The 16,240-nt window shown below is 44.3% G+C and carries 13 protein-coding genes; 9 read left to right on the forward strand and 4 right to left on the reverse strand.

Annotated elements, in window-relative coordinates:
* Positions 1-37 precede the first annotated feature (37 nt).
* Positions 38-3,082 (reverse strand): D-2-hydroxyglutarate dehydrogenase YdiJ, encoded by a 3,045-nt coding sequence (gene ydiJ / locus L4D05_RS05615; RefSeq protein WP_428793286.1) that lies wholly within the window; start codon positions 3,080-3,082, stop codon positions 38-40.
* A 286-nt stretch (positions 3,083-3,368) separates the two neighbouring features.
* Between ydiJ and L4D05_RS05620 the strand changes: the two genes are divergently transcribed.
* From L4D05_RS05620 to L4D05_RS05645, 6 genes are all read left to right on the forward strand, one after another.
* Positions 3,369-4,046 (forward strand): DUF3334 family protein, encoded by a 678-nt coding sequence (locus L4D05_RS05620; protein ID WP_428793287.1) that lies wholly within the window; start codon positions 3,369-3,371, stop codon positions 4,044-4,046.
* A gap of 195 nt (positions 4,047-4,241) precedes the next feature.
* Positions 4,242-4,925, forward strand: a complete 684-nt coding sequence (locus L4D05_RS05625; protein WP_265673150.1) for a DUF2786 domain-containing protein — start codon at positions 4,242-4,244, stop codon at positions 4,923-4,925.
* 61 nt (positions 4,926-4,986) lie between these two features.
* Positions 4,987-6,042 (forward strand): tetratricopeptide repeat protein, encoded by a 1,056-nt coding sequence (locus L4D05_RS05630; protein ID WP_428793288.1) that lies wholly within the window; start codon positions 4,987-4,989, stop codon positions 6,040-6,042.
* A gap of 128 nt (positions 6,043-6,170) precedes the next feature.
* Positions 6,171-6,356 carry a hypothetical protein gene (locus L4D05_RS05635; protein ID WP_265673152.1) on the forward strand — a complete coding sequence of 62 codons (186 nt, stop codon included), beginning with the start codon at positions 6,171-6,173 and terminating at the stop codon, positions 6,354-6,356.
* 479 nt (positions 6,357-6,835) lie between these two features.
* Positions 6,836-7,246, forward strand: coding sequence for a hypothetical protein (locus L4D05_RS05640; protein WP_428793289.1), 411 nt, complete (start codon positions 6,836-6,838; stop codon positions 7,244-7,246).
* 204 nt (positions 7,247-7,450) lie between these two features.
* The gene (locus tag L4D05_RS05645) at positions 7,451-8,557 is read left to right on the forward strand and encodes a phosphoribosylaminoimidazolesuccinocarboxamide synthase (protein ID WP_428751005.1); all 1,107 of its coding nucleotides are present in this window, start codon (positions 7,451-7,453) and stop codon (positions 8,555-8,557) included.
* Between the two features lie 81 nt (positions 8,558-8,638).
* Here L4D05_RS05645 and L4D05_RS05650 read toward each other — a convergent pair whose 3' ends face one another.
* Together L4D05_RS05650 and L4D05_RS05655 are read right to left on the reverse strand one after the other, a co-directional pair.
* On the reverse strand, positions 8,639-9,025 hold the full coding sequence (locus tag L4D05_RS05650; protein WP_428751006.1) for a transporter: 387 nt from the start codon (positions 9,023-9,025) through the stop codon (positions 8,639-8,641).
* A 210-nt stretch (positions 9,026-9,235) separates the two neighbouring features.
* The gene (locus L4D05_RS05655) at positions 9,236-11,590 is read right to left on the reverse strand and encodes a helicase-related protein (RefSeq protein WP_428793290.1); all 2,355 of its coding nucleotides are present in this window, start codon (positions 11,588-11,590) and stop codon (positions 9,236-9,238) included.
* A gap of 196 nt (positions 11,591-11,786) precedes the next feature.
* On the opposite strand from L4D05_RS05655, the gene L4D05_RS05660 reads away from it, so the two are divergent.
* The 3 genes from L4D05_RS05660 (at position 11,787) to L4D05_RS05670 (ending at position 14,672) form a co-directional block, all read left to right on the forward strand.
* Positions 11,787-13,475, forward strand: coding sequence for an NAD-dependent malic enzyme (locus L4D05_RS05660; protein WP_428793291.1), 1,689 nt, complete (start codon positions 11,787-11,789; stop codon positions 13,473-13,475).
* A gap of 121 nt (positions 13,476-13,596) precedes the next feature.
* Positions 13,597-13,920, forward strand: coding sequence for a DUF3392 domain-containing protein (locus L4D05_RS05665; RefSeq protein ID WP_265673158.1), 324 nt, complete (start codon positions 13,597-13,599; stop codon positions 13,918-13,920).
* 92 nt (positions 13,921-14,012) lie between these two features.
* Positions 14,013-14,672 (forward strand): SanA/YdcF family protein, encoded by a 660-nt coding sequence (locus L4D05_RS05670; RefSeq protein WP_428793556.1) that lies wholly within the window; start codon positions 14,013-14,015, stop codon positions 14,670-14,672.
* A 57-nt stretch (positions 14,673-14,729) separates the two neighbouring features.
* Here L4D05_RS05670 and L4D05_RS05675 read toward each other — a convergent pair whose 3' ends face one another.
* Positions 14,730-16,010 (reverse strand): GGDEF domain-containing protein, encoded by a 1,281-nt coding sequence (locus L4D05_RS05675; RefSeq protein WP_428793292.1) that lies wholly within the window; start codon positions 16,008-16,010, stop codon positions 14,730-14,732.
* Positions 16,011-16,240: the final 230 nt, after the last annotated feature.

The raw sequence follows: 16,240 nt of genomic DNA on the forward strand, positions 1-16,240 counted from the left end.
TAGCAATTCGACTATCAATACTTAAGTAACGATGTAATTAAACAATGTTAATCAAACGCAATATTGCTTGTAGAGGATGCTGAACTGGCTGATCTTCAATGCGTTTCACTTGGCTTCGACAAGAATACCCGGTCACAAGACAGCGCTCTTTCGGCAAAGATGCCATCTGCGGCTTCCAACTGAGTCCATAAATATCTTTCGACATCTGTAGCTTATCTGACTCATGCCCAAACGTGCCCGCCATACCACAACAACCTACTGGCACTGTGTGTAATACGCCACCAAAGTGCTTAAAAATAGTGCCCCACTCCTTCTCTGCATTTGGCATCTTGGTTTTTTCTGTACAGTGCGCAAATAGATACCAGGGTTCTTTATCACTAGAAGGTGATGAGGTAAGTGTATTTATCAACGGCAATAACCACTCATGCACAGTCAGGACATCAAACTCACCGCGTTTTTCTTCAAGAATCTCAACGTATTCATCGCGGTAACAAAGAACAAGCGCCGGGTCGACACCAACCAACGGAATATTGAGCTGTGCGACTTGCTGTAAGAAGTCAGCAGTGGATTGGGCGCCTTGTGCAAACTGCTTTAAAAAGCCTTTAATATGTGCCGCTTTGCCATTTGGTTTAAACGGCAATATAACGGGTGTTTTCCCTAGTACAAATGCAAGTTTAACGAAATCTTCTACTACCGCAGCATCGTAGAAACTGGTAAATGGGTCTTGAACAATAAAGACATATTCCGCTCGCTGAGCATCCGTCAGTTTTGACAACTTCTCTAAATCAAACGCTTCTATTAGCTGTACCTTCATTCGCTGCTCCAGCGTTGGTACAGACAACAAAGGTGCATCAACATAGCCAACACTTTTAGCGGTAAGAGATTGAACCCACGGTTGTTTGAGCGCGAAGTTTATCGTCTTGGGCATTTTTGCCATATAAGGCAGCAATGTCTCAATATTTGCCACTAAATAATCTTTAGCAGGACGCTGATAGCGAGTGTAGTACAAGTTCAAAAAACGAGCTCTAAAGCTAGGTACGTCGACTTTAATTGGGCACTGACTAGCACAAGCTTTGCAAGCTAAGCATCCGTTCATCGCATCGTACACTTCATGCGAAAAATCATACTCATGACGCTTATTCAGTGTATTACGCCACTTTTCGATCAAGCCTTTTGCGCTGCTCGTGTATTGGGTCTGATTTTCTAACTCAATCACGTCGAAACCCTGTTCAGACAGCTGTCGAAGCCACTCTCGAACCATGCCAGCTCGCCCCTTCGGAGAGTGACGTCTGTCCGCTGTCACCTTCATCGATGGGCACATAGGCGATGCCGTGTCATAGTTGAAACACAGGCCATTACCGTTACACTCCATGGCCTGAGAGAAACTATCACGAACTTCGATCGGAATTTGGCGATCGTACGTGCCTCGTTTAACATCTGAAACCTTAACCAATTCGTCTTGGCTATTAAGAGGCGTGCATATCTTGCCTGGGTTCATCTTGTTGTGCGGATCAAATGCTGACTTGATTCGACGCAATTCATTAAAAAGCGTCTCGCCAAAAAATGCCGGGCCATATTCTGAGCGAAATCCTTTCCCGTGCTCTCCCCACATTAAGCCACCATACTTCGCCACCAGTTTCACGACTTCGTCCGACACTTGATGCATCAACGCTTCTTGTTCCGGGTCACACATATCCAGTGCAGGTCGAACATGTAACACCCCCGCATCAACATGGCCAAACATGCCATAATGCAATCCATGCCCATCGAGTAAAGCGCGAAACTCATCAATGAAATCCGCTAAGTTTTCTGGTGGTACGCAGGTATCTTCCGCAAAGGCAATCGGCTTAGCGCTACCTTTTACTGCGCCAAGCAAACCAACGGCTTTTTTACGCATGTTATAAATTCGACCAAGACTGGCAACATCACTCGTGACTTGGTAGCCAATAATGCCGCCCTTCTCGGTTTTCAACATCTCATCAAGTTGCGCGGTTAACTGCTCCACACTAAGGCGAACTTCTTGCTCATCTGCGCCTGCGTACTCAACCATATTAATGCCGAGCATCTCTTTACCCGGCACATCGGTAATTAAGTCGCTCACCGTGTGCCAAACAATATCTTGCTTAGCTAAATTTAATACTTTTGAATCAATGGTTTCTACTGACAATGCATTGGCTTGAACCATAAACGGTGCATTTCTTAATGCCGCTTCAAACGTGTTGTATTTAACATTGATCAAGGTTCGTGCTTTAGGAATAGGGGTCAGGTTCAGCTTGGCTTCAGTAATAAACGCGAGCGAGCCTTCCGCACCACACAATATTCTGGTGATATCAAACGAATTATTGTTGGGATCAAACGCGTTTTTAAGATCATACCCCGTCAAGAAACGATTAAGCGCAGGAAATTTCTCATCAATAAGTGGGCGATGTTCACGGCACACTTGCTCGGACACCGTTAATGCTCTCGAGACAAAGTTATCATCTCCAGAAAACCCGAGAGAACCATCACTTTCTAATACAGAACCGTCAGCAAGTACCGCCTGTAGAGACAATACATGATCCGATGTCTTACCATATTTTAATGACCCTTGCCCCGACGCGTCAGTATTAATCATTCCACCAACAGTAGCTCGGTTACTGGTTGATAAATCCGGGGAGAAGAAATAGCCGTATGGGCGAACCGCGTCATTAAGCGCATCTTTGACCATTCCAGTTTGAACTCGAACCCAGCCTTCAGCTTCATTAACCTCCAACACCTGATTCATATGACGAGATAAATCAACCACAATTCCAGAAGTCAGTGACTGACCATTTGTGCCTGTCCCTCCACCGCGAGGGGAAAATTGAATAGACTTAAATGGGTCAGTATTTGCAAGTTGAGCAATGATTTGAACATCGTTAGTTGTCTTAGGATGAACCACCGCCTGTGGGAGTACCTGATAGACACTATTATCCGTTGCCACCGCAAGGCGACTTGAATACTGCGTTTCAATGTCGCCAGAGAAACCTTGTTGATTAAGATGATCAAGAAAAGCGATCACTGTAGGATTAATATCAGATTGAGAACTGAGTCTTGGTAACATTTTGCTTCCTGCCCCTAAACATGCTGATCCACTCAGCAAGGGAGTATTAAAAAGTGATGATGCAGCTGACAATTAACACCAATCATTCACATGCTTAGGCCGTGATTTCCTGTGTTTTTTGCAGGTGCGTACTAATTTTACTTATCTCGTCACTTTACAACAATTAAAAGTGTGATCAAATCGCAATCTCATAGCAATTGTGCATCGTTTATATCTTTTCAAGATGTTTCCTTCATGCCAAACTCGGCACTATCAAGGAAGCAGACATTCAATAAAGCGGTATCTAATGAAAAAAACCAAGGTTATTACCACGGAAGACATCCTTCTTAAGCTATGCCAATCCGTATCACATGTACTAACAGCGGCAACGCAATCTAGCGTAACGTATTCTGCCATGGTACAAAAAATCACTAAAACCACGCTCAAACCCGATTTCGGTTGTTTTGTATTATTTGATGGTGGTTTCTCAGGCCTTGTTGTCATCAACTTCACTTCTCAAGCAGCATTGGAAGTGTATTCCAACTACATGCGCAGTATGGGTATGCCTGAAGAAGAGCTTGCGATCCACCATAACGCAGATGAAGTCGGCGACGTACTTGGTGAGCTAATGAATCAACTGGTTGGTGATTTCACTAACAAAGTGAGAAAAGAACTGCAAACCAATATCACGCAAAATCAACCTAAGATGCTAGCGATAAACAAACAGGTAGTGCTATCGGTTGATACTAACTTAGAGCGCCCACAGGCAAGACGAGTCACTTTCTCAACTGCAAACAACAATATCTTCTATCTAGAGTTTGCTATGGATAAAACCGAGTTCATCCAAATGGAAGAATTTGAAGTGCAAGCCGATGAATCCCCTGACGCTATTATTGAGCAAGCAATAAAAGATAAAGCAGCAGAGAAAGCCGAAACAAAGCAAAGCAGTACAAGCCAAGACTTGTTAGATGAGTTAGGCATCTAACGCCTAGACGTATGTCACGCCTAAGGACTAAGAGAGAGTCTTTACGACTCTCTCTTAAATGTCTCATCTAATAATAACGGCAACATCATTCAAGTCATCACATAACCTAAATCCAAACCCACGCTTCCCCTTTCCATGGAAAATCGTTAAAATAGTGCCCTTTTTCTTTCGCGGTACAGAGAACTCACATTGTCGATGGATAAACAAAAAGCCCTTAAAAAAATTGCCAAATGCCTTGAACTAGGTAATTCAGCTAACGTCAATGAAGCCGCAAATGCGATCAAAATGGCGCATAACCTCATGCTGAAGTATGGGCTGGATAAAGATGACATCGAGTTCATCAAAATGGGGAAAACCCAATCGACACATTTGTTGCCAGCTAATATTAGTTCCACTCTTCTACGCGTTATTCGTGGCATTAACACCAAATTTGGCGTGGAGGCCGTTTTGCTGAATCACAAAGGACTCAAACGTGTTGAGTTTATTGGTGAGGCCGATCGAGCGATCTTCGCAGCGTTCGCATTCGATATTATCTATCGAGAAATGAATGAGCATACTGGGCAGTTTAGAAATGGCTTTGCTGGCTCGGGTACTTCTACAACTGAAGTCACGCGACGTGTAAATTCCTTTGTTTCAGGCTGGATTGAAGGCGCACTAGAAAAGCTTCCAATCATTACCCCTGACGATGAGTCAAACAACAAAATCAACAATTACATCGATAAAGAATTTAAAAATATCGACCGTGAGACATTCAAACAACAACTTAGAGACGCGATGAAAAATATCACTGCCGATTACGAAGTTGGACTAAAGAAAGGTCGTAAGCTCTCAGTAAACCGACCAATTAATGGCGCGCAAGCCCCTAAAATGCTCAAATAGTGTTACCTATTATTCGTTATTAAGGAAGATGATGACTCAGCGGCTTTATCGGGCATGGTCAATGACTATCCGTGTCATTACCTTGTATATTGTGCTGCATACAGCAGTTCTGGCTAGCCCCATCGCTTCCCTAGAGCAGCAAGCCCTCCTTGATGACGCCAATGCCCAGTATCAGTTAGGCCTTGCTTATGAGACGGGGCAAGGCGTTAAACAAGACCTTGCCAAAGCCAGCTACTGGTATCAACAGGCAAGTAACAATGGTCACCTTAATGCGACCTACAACTATGCCCAAGCACTTGAATACGGAAGAGGGATCACACAAAACGCTTCCCGTGCCGCGCTTTTATACACCAAACTTGCGGTGTTAGGTGACAAAAGTACTTATGGCAAACTCGCTAAACTCTATAGTGATAATAACGTAAATATTCCAGCCACCGACCAAGCCGTGCTTTGGTATTCCTTGGCTGCTGAGCAATCTAGCGCCTTTGAGTCAGAATTTGAGCACGCACTGCAACAGCAATTTAACGAGCGACAACGCCGCCAAATAGACGCTTTACAGCAGCAAGAAGGAATAGCTGCCCCCCAAGCCTCGCTCGCTCAACCCGCGGCATCAGCGAGTAATCAACCTAACGTTAGCAGTGAGAAACATAACAATAGCAATGTTATACGTAACAACAGCGGTACTCTCTCTTGGAGTACACACTTCGTATATTGGGTAGTGCTATTGCTCATCTTGCTAGGCGTTGGCTACTATTTGGTACAATTCAAACGATCTCTATCGAATGAACGTCGTAGTGATCAACGTTTACAAGAAGTGTTACAAGCTCAGCAACGAACTATTGCAACACTTCAGCACAAATTAAAAATAGCGCAAACCACACAAAAGAGTGCGCCTACAACGCCTCCACCAAGCGCTTTCGAAGAGGCGTATTTGCGTTTTGGGTTTGCGCCCAAGCAACAAAAGCTGCTCACACCTACCCTACTGAAATCTCGCTATAAGCAACTCTCTCGTATTTTTCATCCTGACATTCAAGGATCTGAAGACGAAATGAAGCAGCTCAATATCGCGTTTAAAACGCTCATGTTACATGTTAAGCAGTCTCAAAAAATTCATTAAAACTCGCACCGTTCTCACTAATACTTATAAAAACGCAATAAATGAAACAATTATTTAACATCGCGTGCCATTTCATGTCATAATCAGTGGTGAGAATAACACCCAGTATTTAAGGGTGGGGAGAAAAAATGTATACGTTCACCATTGAAGGTTTTTGTGATTGGTGCCAGAAGCCAAACTATGTGACTAAGCACCAATATGTCGACGGCAAGTGTCATTTCTCGTGTGAGGGGTGCGTCAATTACGCCGCGATGGATGTAAGGCAATTTAATCAAGCGGAGTTGGAATACAGAGACTCCCTATGTAAGTCTTAGTTTTGTCTCAAGCGCCTCTTTTAAAAAAGGGGCGTTATTACTTCTATTTTATATCTACTCGCCATACTCCTCTGCTACGTTCACGCACCACTCATAGGCAAATCAAACGCTACAACATCGCTAAACCCACCGCCGCTATTTAAACCTCTGCATTAGTAAGCAAGCTACAGCCGCTACCGACAATAGTTACGTGATTAATAATAGTTACGCGATTAATAATAGTCACATGATTAACAATCGTTAAATCGCTACGGACTGACTCCCTCCACGCAGTAGTTATACAGTGCTTACACAGTACCTCAGCGCTATTACGTCTATATCCGAAAGCTATTTTGCTCGACATCACATTTACCAAAATTATAATTACTTATATATCAACATCTTAAAAAATAACCTCGAATAGACTTAAAAAACACATTGACCTTTTCACACCTTAAAACTACTGTATAGACATACAGCATGTATAAAAGGACAGGTTTATGTTGCGAGATACTGAAATTCTTAACCCACTGAACATCCACTCACGTCGTGACGTTACGACCAAAAGAGCACTGCCGCCGTATCAGCGGGCAATGGCAACGAATGTACTCAGTCAGGTGTCTCAGCTCGCTTCAAAACATCAATGGATACTACTTACTGCAGAATGTCCTCGCCCAACAATGGCACAAATTTCTCATTATGAAGAGCTTGGTAACCATATGGTGCAAATGAAACCATCACTGCACTTAAGCCAGACACAGGTTATCGAAAAGGCGATTCAGTCAGGTAATGCCTGTGCCATTATTGCCCATGGTGACTTTTCATCCGCTAGCCAGCAGCACTTACAACAGCTTGCTCAGCAATATAACTGTGAAGTTATTTTTCTTGCGCCCTCTTCTTATCTACACTAATTCCCTCTTGGATAATTGATCAAGCCTAGAAATGACGCTTTTATGAACGGACAAGAAAGATAAATAAGAAAACAAAGCAAACGTTTGCTTTTATGATGGAAGCGCGTCTGAATTCTGGTATGATGCGGGGAAAAGTGAGCATTTAGTTGCTCTTTCTTCTTTGTCGCCTTTGCTGCGACGCCAACGTTAGATAGGAATGTCTCAATGAGTCTCGCTGATCAAGTCCTTGCTGTAAACGATGATCTCCCAATTCGTACCGATAAGCCTGTGCATAGTGGCAAAGTACGTTCAGTCTATTGGTTGACCGAAGCAGATAGTCGCCGCCTGATAAAAGATAAAGGTTATGATGTGGCTGAAGATGCCCCTCTGGCTATTATGGTAATCAGTGACCGTATTTCAGCATTCGATTGTATCTGGCATGGTGAAGGTGGACTAAAAGGCGTTCCTGGAAAAGGGGCTGCACTCAATGCCATTTCTAATCACTGGTTTAAGCTCTTTAAAGAGAGCGGGCTTGCCGATAGCCACATCTTAGATATTCCTCACCCATTTATCTGGATCGTTCAAAAAGCCAAACCCGTCATGATTGAAGCGATTTGCCGTCAGTACATCACGGGGTCAATGTGGCGTGCTTATGCGCAAGGCGAGCGAGAATTCTGTGGTATTACCTTGCCAGAAGGATTAAAGAAAGATTCTAAACTTGACGACGTACTCATTACTCCGTCAACAAAAGGAATTTTACGTGATATCCCGGGTGTACCAGAAGCGGATGACGTTAATATCACTCGCGACAATATCGTCGATAACTACTCAGCCTTTAACTTCTCTGACATCGCAGGTGTCGCACAATACGAAAAATTGCTAAAAGAAGGTTTTGCGGTCATTAGCGACGCGCTTGAGCAAATTGATCAAACATTTGTCGATACCAAGTTTGAATTTGGCTACGTGACAGATGCAAGTGGCAATGAGAAATTGATCTACATGGATGAAGTAGGCACGCCAGATTCATCTCGTATTTGGGATACTACGGCCTATCAAGAAGGTAACATCGTCGAAAACTCTAAAGAAGGCTTTAGACAGTTTCTACTTAACTACTTCCCAGACCCTGATATTCTGCTAAACAAAGAACGTATGCCGGAGCGAGAAGCGTTAGCAATCAATAACGCTCTACCGCTTGACGCACTAACCAGCGTATCTGAAACCTATATTGGTATTGCAGAGAAAATTACCGGACAAAAAATTGTATTAAGCGATAACCCTAAACAAGAAATCATTGATATTCTTCGCCGCGATTATGATTTGATCGCTGACTAATTTCTGTTTAACGGTCACTAACGTATTGATAGCAAGAGAGGGGTTAGATGCCCCTCTCTTTTCAATTACGACGATTCTCCATTACGACGATAGTATGATCGTTAGTACATCATCATCGCTATTTAGTAAAACTTCGGCTTGGGTTTTTGACTGAATCTCTTCTAATTGTTCGGCTTCTAATGAATAAGGCATCACGACTCTAAGGCGGGTAATTTTTTCCTCGCGAGCCAACCTAATCAAGCGAATCAAATTACGCTCATCACTTTGTCGGGTTGAAAGCGTATTGAGTGCTTCATTCCACAAACGTGAGTCTACATCCTCCAATCCTTTTGCGTTCGCTTTCCAAACTTCACCAAAAATAGGCGCGACAGAGCTTAATGCTTCAAGAAACGTCCACTTCTTACTGCAAGATGCGCCAAGAAAGCTTGTATAGTCAAATTCTATTTCCGTTAGGGTCTCACTGCTCATCACCACTCCTGCTTACAGAATGTTATATAGCTACTATTGTCCAACAATCAGCATATAGCAATAGGATATATTAAAATCATCTTTTATTACTTCATTGGCGATTTAATAGTGATATAAAAATCTAATTCGCAACATAATATGAACAAAAATGCACAAGATTGCATAACCTTATTTAACCGATTGCGTGCACCAGCCTGGCTTTTAAATCGCTCATCTTAAATCGATCACTCGGCTTGCTTTTTTATAACGGACACGCCACCCTTGCCACGCTGGCAACTCTTTGCGCATTGGATCCGCCTTTCTACTGCCTCCGTTGAAGTGAATCTGGACGAGTTTGCTACGTCCAAAATACTCCACATCCAGTTTCAAACCACTTAACTGAATGATAAGCGGAAATCGCGCGGCAAAATCTTGGTACTCCCACTTCGGAATTCCTTCGACAATAAAATCGTCTTCATCCAATAACTCAAGATCACTCAATGACTCCACGCCCAGTGCTTTCAGATTATCGTGCAGCCATTGCTCTACAGTGATCGGTGAGGTTACTTTACTGTGCTCAGCCAACCCTAAATCTTGGTAGAGCTGCCAATGCTGTAGCTCACTGTTAATACGATGAGCTAACGCAGGAAAAACCTTCTTACTCATGATGGCGTTGACCATCATGGTTAATGCACTACCACCTTCAGGTTCTGATAATCGAGTGGTAATCACCCTTCCAGCGTACTGCAATTCATCGAAATTTTTCAGACCCAGTTCGGTATTAACGGTTTCTTTTGTCTGCCACTGGCCAACTCCTGAGTGTTCGATCATCGTCATGCTGACGGGCATAACCGCAGTCGCTAGATTCATTGTTTCCCTAACGCCGCGCCCTGGTAAGCTATGAATAGCAAAGACTAATGCCCCTTCAGAGCTTGGTTTAAGTCGACTTTGCCGTCCAAGAAGCACTTCCATATGACCATTACCGAGCGCCTCTTTACGTTTCTTTCGGCGAACAAATAACAGTTCATTGTTAGCCTGAATCGTTGCCAGTATCCACTCAGAAACATCATAACGTGACGCGACCTCTCGTGTAGGCAGTTGAAATACGTCTCGCATCTGTTGGGATAGACCTTGAGCTTCCTTTAACGCTTCCGCATTAACGGTGATGCCACCAAACTCCTTGCCACGTACCAGTCCAACTAAAAGCGTGGCATCGCAGCCTCTAGGCTCTTGTTTATCCAACGCTTCAAGTGCTTCTTCATTACTAGAGAGCTGGTACACGCTGCCTGTTGTGCACAACGCCGCCGTTAAGTCGATCATCACTTCTTTTAATGCGTTAGTCGGCATCTTAGCGATCAGGTGTGCGTATAAGGTATCAACAGGTAATGGGGCGAGCTGACGGCCATGATCGGTGATACCAAACTCATTAATTGCGCCAAGTTCCATTAAATGCTGCCTAGCTTGTTCTAGCGATTTCATGGGAATAGCATCGATAAAATCCAATCCCTCTAGCGACTGCCCACACATTGCCGCAACAAGAGCTGGCTCCACAACGGACTCTCGCTGAAGTTCTGGAGGCGTCACGACAGCAAGGGCGGCATGTTCTCCATACAAACGTACGCATTGCCCATTCATCACTCGCCCCGCTCGCCCACTTCGCTGCTTAGCGCTGGCTTTGGAAATATGAGTGAGCATCAGCGTAGTACGACCATTTCTTTGCACATTGCGGCGCTCAAGACCTGAATCGATCACCAATTCGATATTAGGTATTGTCAGCGAGGTTTCGGCCACGTTCGTCGCCAAGACAATCTTACGCTTGGTCTGCTTTGTCATTGCGAGCGCACGTTCCGTATCTGTGACGGCCGCGTATAATGGAGCGATAACAATATCGTATTGCTCGGCCATTGCTCGTAACATAGACGCCGTTTGTTGAATTTCCTTGCGACCAGGGAGAAACACCAGCACATCACCGTTTAATGTATGCCAGTAGCGCTCAACCGTTTCTTTGATTTTCTGCTCTAAATCTCGGCTATCTGGCAACTGGCGGCTATCGGCTCGAACATGCTGAAGCGTGACGTCATAGTGACGTCCCTGCGCCACCAAGCGTTGCGCGCTGAAATACCCAGCAAGTTTTTCCCCTTCAATTGTCGCCGACGTGATGACAGTTCTATGGCTCTGTGCTTGTTTTAGTAGCGCCACCAATAAGTCTGTATCCCAGCGCCGTTCATGAAATTCATCAATGATGACAATATCAAAGCCCGCCAGTTGATTTTCAGCAAACCAACGCAAAGCGACACCCGGCGTGACAAACACCACACGAGAGCTATCTTGATAGCAACTTTCGAGCTTTATCGCATACCCCACACTCACGCCTACCTTTTCAGATAGCGTTTCTGCGACAAACCCAGCCAGTGAGGTACACGCAATCCGACGCGGCTCAACCACCAGCACCCGACCTTGTGTCATCGCCCAAAGTGGCAAACGTGTCGATTTACCCGATCCCGTTTCAGCTTCAACCACCAAATGGTGCTGAGTAAGTAACTGTTTAAATTCGGATTCAATGCTATCAATTGGGAGAGAAATCATAACGACACTAAGCAATAAGTATTGGGAAAGTGAGTATAACGAGGGTCCAACAAAGTTTCGAGGTGCATCGGTGCACTTTTACCTAGTGTGACACAAGCCGTTAACAAAACTTCATCGCGATATGGTGAATTATATGGTAAATTACGCATCTTAATTGTGCTCAATTCCATCTCCACTGTTCCCAAACAGGTAACCCATGAATAACAATAAACGACCGCTTTATATCCCATATGCAGGCCCTGCCCTACTTAGTACCCCGCTCCTTAATAAAGGCAGCGCCTTTAACACCGAAGAACGCATGTCTTTCAACTTAGAAGGGCTACTGCCGGAAACGACTGAGACTATTCAAGAACAAGTAGACCGCGCGTATAAGCAATATACGAGCTTCGAAAGCGACATGGATAAGCACATTTATCTTCGTAACATCCAAGACACCAATGAGACGCTTTTTTACCGCCTGGTTCAAAACCATATTTCAGAAATGATGCCGATCATTTACACCCCAACGGTTGGGGCAGCGTGTGAAAACTTCTCAAACATCTATCGTCGTGGACGCGGCTTGTTTATCTCTTACCCAAACCGTGATCGTATTGACGACTTGCTAAACAATGCACGTAACCACAACGTTAAAGTTATCGTTGTCACGGATGGTGAGCGTATCTTGGGATTGGGAGACCAAGGCATTGGCGGCATGGGGATCCCAATTGGGAAGCTGGCACTTTATACGGCATGTGGCGGAATTAGCCCAGCCTACACGTTGCCAATCGTGCTCGATGTGGGAACCAATAATCCACAACGTCTTGCAGACCCTATGTACATGGGTTGGCGTCATCCGCGTATTACCGGCGATGAATACCGCGCGTTTGTAGAAGACTTTATTCAAGCTGTCCAGCGCCGCTGGCCAGAAGCGCTCGTTCAATTTGAAGACTTCGCACAAAAAAATGCGATGCCACTACTAGAGCGCTATAAAGATCGAATCTGTTGTTTTAACGATGATATTCAAGGTACCGCTGCGGTCACCGTGGGTTCTCTGCTCGCGGCATGTAAAGCGGCAGGCAGTAAACTGTCTGATCAGCGCATTACATTCTTGGGTGCGGGCTCTGCAGGTTGCGGTATTGCCGAGGCAATTGTGGCGCAAATGGTCTCTGAAGGCATCTCTGATGAACAAGCGCGTTCACAAGTCTTTATGGTCGACCGTTGGGGCTTATTGCAAGAAGGCATGCAAAACCTTCTCGACTTCCAACAACGTTTGGTTCAAAAACACACTAACACTGCCGACTGGCAAAGTGAAAACAGTGGTTTCTCGCTACACGATGTCATTAAAAATGGTAAGCCAACAGTATTAATTGGCGTATCTGGTGCGCCAGGTCTGTTTAGTAAAGAGATCATCCAAGAGATGCATCAACACTGTGAACGCCCAATTGTGTTCCCACTTTCAAACCCGACAAGCCGTGTTGAAGCGACACCTAATGACATTCTTCGCTGGACCAAAGGTCAAGCATTAGTTGCAACAGGCAGCCCTTTTGATCCTGTTGTGGTGGAAGGAAAAACCTACCCTATCGCGCAGTGTAACAACAGCTACATTTTCCCTGGTATCGGGCTTGGTGTACTCGCGGCTCAAGCATCACGCGTTACCGATGAAATGTTAATGGAATCTAGCCGTGCGTTGGCCGAATGCTCTCCATTAGCACAAAAAGGCTTTGGGCAACTATTGCCACCGTTGGAAGAGATTCATTTAGTGTCTAAACGCATTGCCTTTGCCGTCGCTAAAAAAGCCATCGAGCAAGGCGTTGCGAAAGAAACCTCTGACGAGACGCTACGCGAAGCGATTGAAGAAAACTTCTGGCAGCCAGTGTACCGTAAGTACAAGCGCTCGGCGTTCTAAACGGAATACACCTCACATTTAGCGGTTTACCTACACATAGGCTCTTGTTTACAAGGGCCTTTTTTTTGTTTAATAACTTTGTTTTCGACTCCATTTTCCCAAATAAGTAAGGATCTCCCCAATGTTCCACATCTTCTCGCCCGGTGGCCAATTTATCTCTCCCTATCTTTTTGAGGTTTCAACGGCACTTGTTGCTTGCGTACTTGTCGTATTAGGTGCAGACATTAACCGCTTGATGCGAAATGCATTACGAAACACAAATTTCGCAATTCGCACGGTCTGCTTTATACTACTTAACGCATTTGGATATGGGCTGGTCATAATAAAAGCAACGCCCTTATTAGCAGATGTTTTGGATAATACCGAACCCGGCTTGATGTTCAGCATTGTGGTTCTAAGCTTTGTGAGTATAGGCATTTGGGCTCAAAGGAATCGTCAGATTTAGTGACCTTTAGATTTAACAAGGAAACGTTGTTCTCCGCATCCATGTTCTCTTTCATCAAGAGAGGGCTTCGTATTGCTTGTTATACCGTCATCATGTTCGTTGTCTTTGTCATCTCCGTTGACCGTTGGGTCAGCTGGCAGGCTGAAGACCGCATTCTCACGTCTATTGAAGAGATAGATAACGTCCAAGTTGCGGTCGTGTTGGGCACCAGTAAATACTTGGGGCGCACACTCAATGAGTATTATTCACATCGCATCGAAGCGGCTATTGCTCTCTACGACGAAGGGAAGGTGTCACACTTTTTACTGAGCGGAGACAATGCTCATCGTTCATACAACGAGCCTTGGACGATGAAACGGGACTTATTACGAGCGGAAGTACCGGAGCCCGCCATTCACCTCGATTACGCTGGCTTTCGGACGCTAGATTCCATTGTGCGAGCCAAAAAGATCTTCGATACTGATGACTTCTTAATCATCACGCAAAAGTTTCATTGCGAACGAGCGCTGTTTATCGCCCGCTCTTATGATATTAACGCAACTTGCTTAGCCGTTTCCGGTCCCACGACGAAATCTGGTTTTTCTGTACGTCTTAGAGAAGTATTTGCGCGAACAAAAGCGTTTTTGGATCTCTACATTATGGACACGCAACCTAAATATTTAGGTCCAAAAGAACCCATCATTTCTGAAACGGAGGCGATAGAACGCAAGATGATACAAACTGACCCTATAGAGTCTCACCTCAACCCGTAATTTTCATCAATGTTGATAATTTCAATGATGTTTATACATAACTCAAATAAGCAGTCATTAGCTAAACACGACACAGTTTCTGCCCGCTTGTTTTGCACGATATAACCGATTGTCGGCTTGGGTTATCGCACCGTAGACATTATCCGCACACACCTCAGACACACCGATACTACAGGTCAGCGAATCGCCGTGTATCCATAAATGACTACTGACTTTCTGTCGAATTTTTTCTGCTTCTCGCGCTGCCATCTCGCAATTTTTATCTAAACAAAAAATAACAAATTCTTCTCCGCCCCAACGTACAACAATGTCTTGTTCGCTAACAACATCCGACAATATCACTGCAAATTCACGTAGAACGTCATCGCCAACACTATGCCCGTAGCTATCATTGATAGACTTAAAGTAATCAATATCAATAAAAAGGAGGCTCATCACGCTTTTCGAGCAATTTCGTTGCTGGTTCTCCAACCATTCTCTTACTGCATGACGATTTCGAATCCCTGTCAGAGCATCTTTATGCGCTAACTCGGCGAACATAATATTTTCGCTGGTCAATCTTTGGTTAAGACGCGCCAAATGAGCCGTTCTACGATGCGAACGCTCTATATCTCTACGGTGCTTTCTAAACTCCCAGGCGATCAAAGAAATCGCCGCCATAACCCAACCAGCCAGTAACATTAGAAAAAGCGACTCTCCCTCAATATATCGCCCTATTAAAGTAATGTTCTTAATTCCTATTTGGTGCTCTCCCAACATAGAGCCAGAGCCAGTCGCTAACTCAAATTTGGTGATGTTACTGTATTCAGGAGAAGCAAATTCAATCGGTATTTTGTTATCAACCAACCACCACGTCATAACTTGAAAGTTCTTGATGGGAATCGACAGCAGCCCGCTCTCATGGTTGAGCGTAATACCGTTGTACTTATGGGTATACTCGTCTTCAAGGTTAGAATAAGCGGGATTATAATTTCTAAAGTAAAGACGCAACGTTTTATCCACATCAGCCGGCAATGAATAGTCGAGCTCAATTTCGAGTGTATGATAACTGGACAAGTCTATGCCTTTGGATGCGTCAGCACTTAGGTGAATCGACAGACCACAATATGGCCAAGGGTAGTCGCTACTTTTTAACTCACAGTTAAGACGTGTCTGATTATTGCTTGTTGTTAAGATCGACTGACTTTGCCCCCCATCTTGTTGATCGTTGGTAGCAAAGAGTTCGAATTTGTTTGTGGTTAAGACAAGCCGTTTTTGTTCTCCCCACAAATGGTAAAACTGAACAAACGCAACCGTCACAAAAACCAATAACAGCAATAAACGATAAGGAAACTTCATTGGGTAGCGCTAAACTCAAATTCTGACTAATCCATCAATAAAACTAGCGCTTGCCTCATCCATTAGCAATACTCAATTCACGATACCATGAAGCCTCTCGCTGTATATGACGTCTAACATTGACAATTTCTTATGATCTATAAATCATTCAGTAGCTCACTCCCCTATTACCGCAGACTCCGCTCTCTTTTTAAACAGACCACAAGCGCTGTATTTGTTACACTAAATAA

The organism is Vibrio nomapromontoriensis, from assembly GCF_050337205.1.
In the GTDB taxonomy this organism is placed as follows: Bacteria; Pseudomonadota; Gammaproteobacteria; order Enterobacterales; family Vibrionaceae; genus Vibrio; species Vibrio nomapromontoriensis.

Coding starts and splice junctions, on each gene's coding strand:
- L4D05_RS05670 (WP_428793556.1), top strand. CDS start 14,013: ATGTTCGTTGTCTTTGTCATCTCCGTTGACCGTTGGGTCAGCTGGCAG.
- L4D05_RS05640 (WP_428793289.1), top strand. CDS start 6,836: ATGTTGCGAGATACTGAAATTCTTAACCCACTGAACATCCACTCACGT.
- L4D05_RS05635 (WP_265673152.1), top strand. CDS start 6,171: ATGTATACGTTCACCATTGAAGGTTTTTGTGATTGGTGCCAGAAGCCA.
- L4D05_RS05665 (WP_265673158.1), top strand. CDS start 13,597: ATGTTCCACATCTTCTCGCCCGGTGGCCAATTTATCTCTCCCTATCTT.
- L4D05_RS05660 (WP_428793291.1), top strand. CDS start 11,787: ATGAATAACAATAAACGACCGCTTTATATCCCATATGCAGGCCCTGCC.
- L4D05_RS05645 (WP_428751005.1), top strand. CDS start 7,451: ATGAGTCTCGCTGATCAAGTCCTTGCTGTAAACGATGATCTCCCAATT.
- L4D05_RS05655 (WP_428793290.1), bottom strand. CDS start 11,590: ATGATTTCTCTCCCAATTGATAGCATTGAATCCGAATTTAAACAGTTA.
- L4D05_RS05630 (WP_428793288.1), top strand. CDS start 4,987: ATGACTATCCGTGTCATTACCTTGTATATTGTGCTGCATACAGCAGTT.
- L4D05_RS05625 (WP_265673150.1), top strand. CDS start 4,242: ATGGATAAACAAAAAGCCCTTAAAAAAATTGCCAAATGCCTTGAACTA.
- L4D05_RS05650 (WP_428751006.1), bottom strand. CDS start 9,025: ATGAGCAGTGAGACCCTAACGGAAATAGAATTTGACTATACAAGCTTT.
- L4D05_RS05675 (WP_428793292.1), bottom strand. CDS start 16,010: ATGAAGTTTCCTTATCGTTTATTGCTGTTATTGGTTTTTGTGACGGTT.
- ydiJ (WP_428793286.1), bottom strand. CDS start 3,082: ATGTTACCAAGACTCAGTTCTCAATCTGATATTAATCCTACAGTGATC.
- L4D05_RS05620 (WP_428793287.1), top strand. CDS start 3,369: ATGAAAAAAACCAAGGTTATTACCACGGAAGACATCCTTCTTAAGCTA.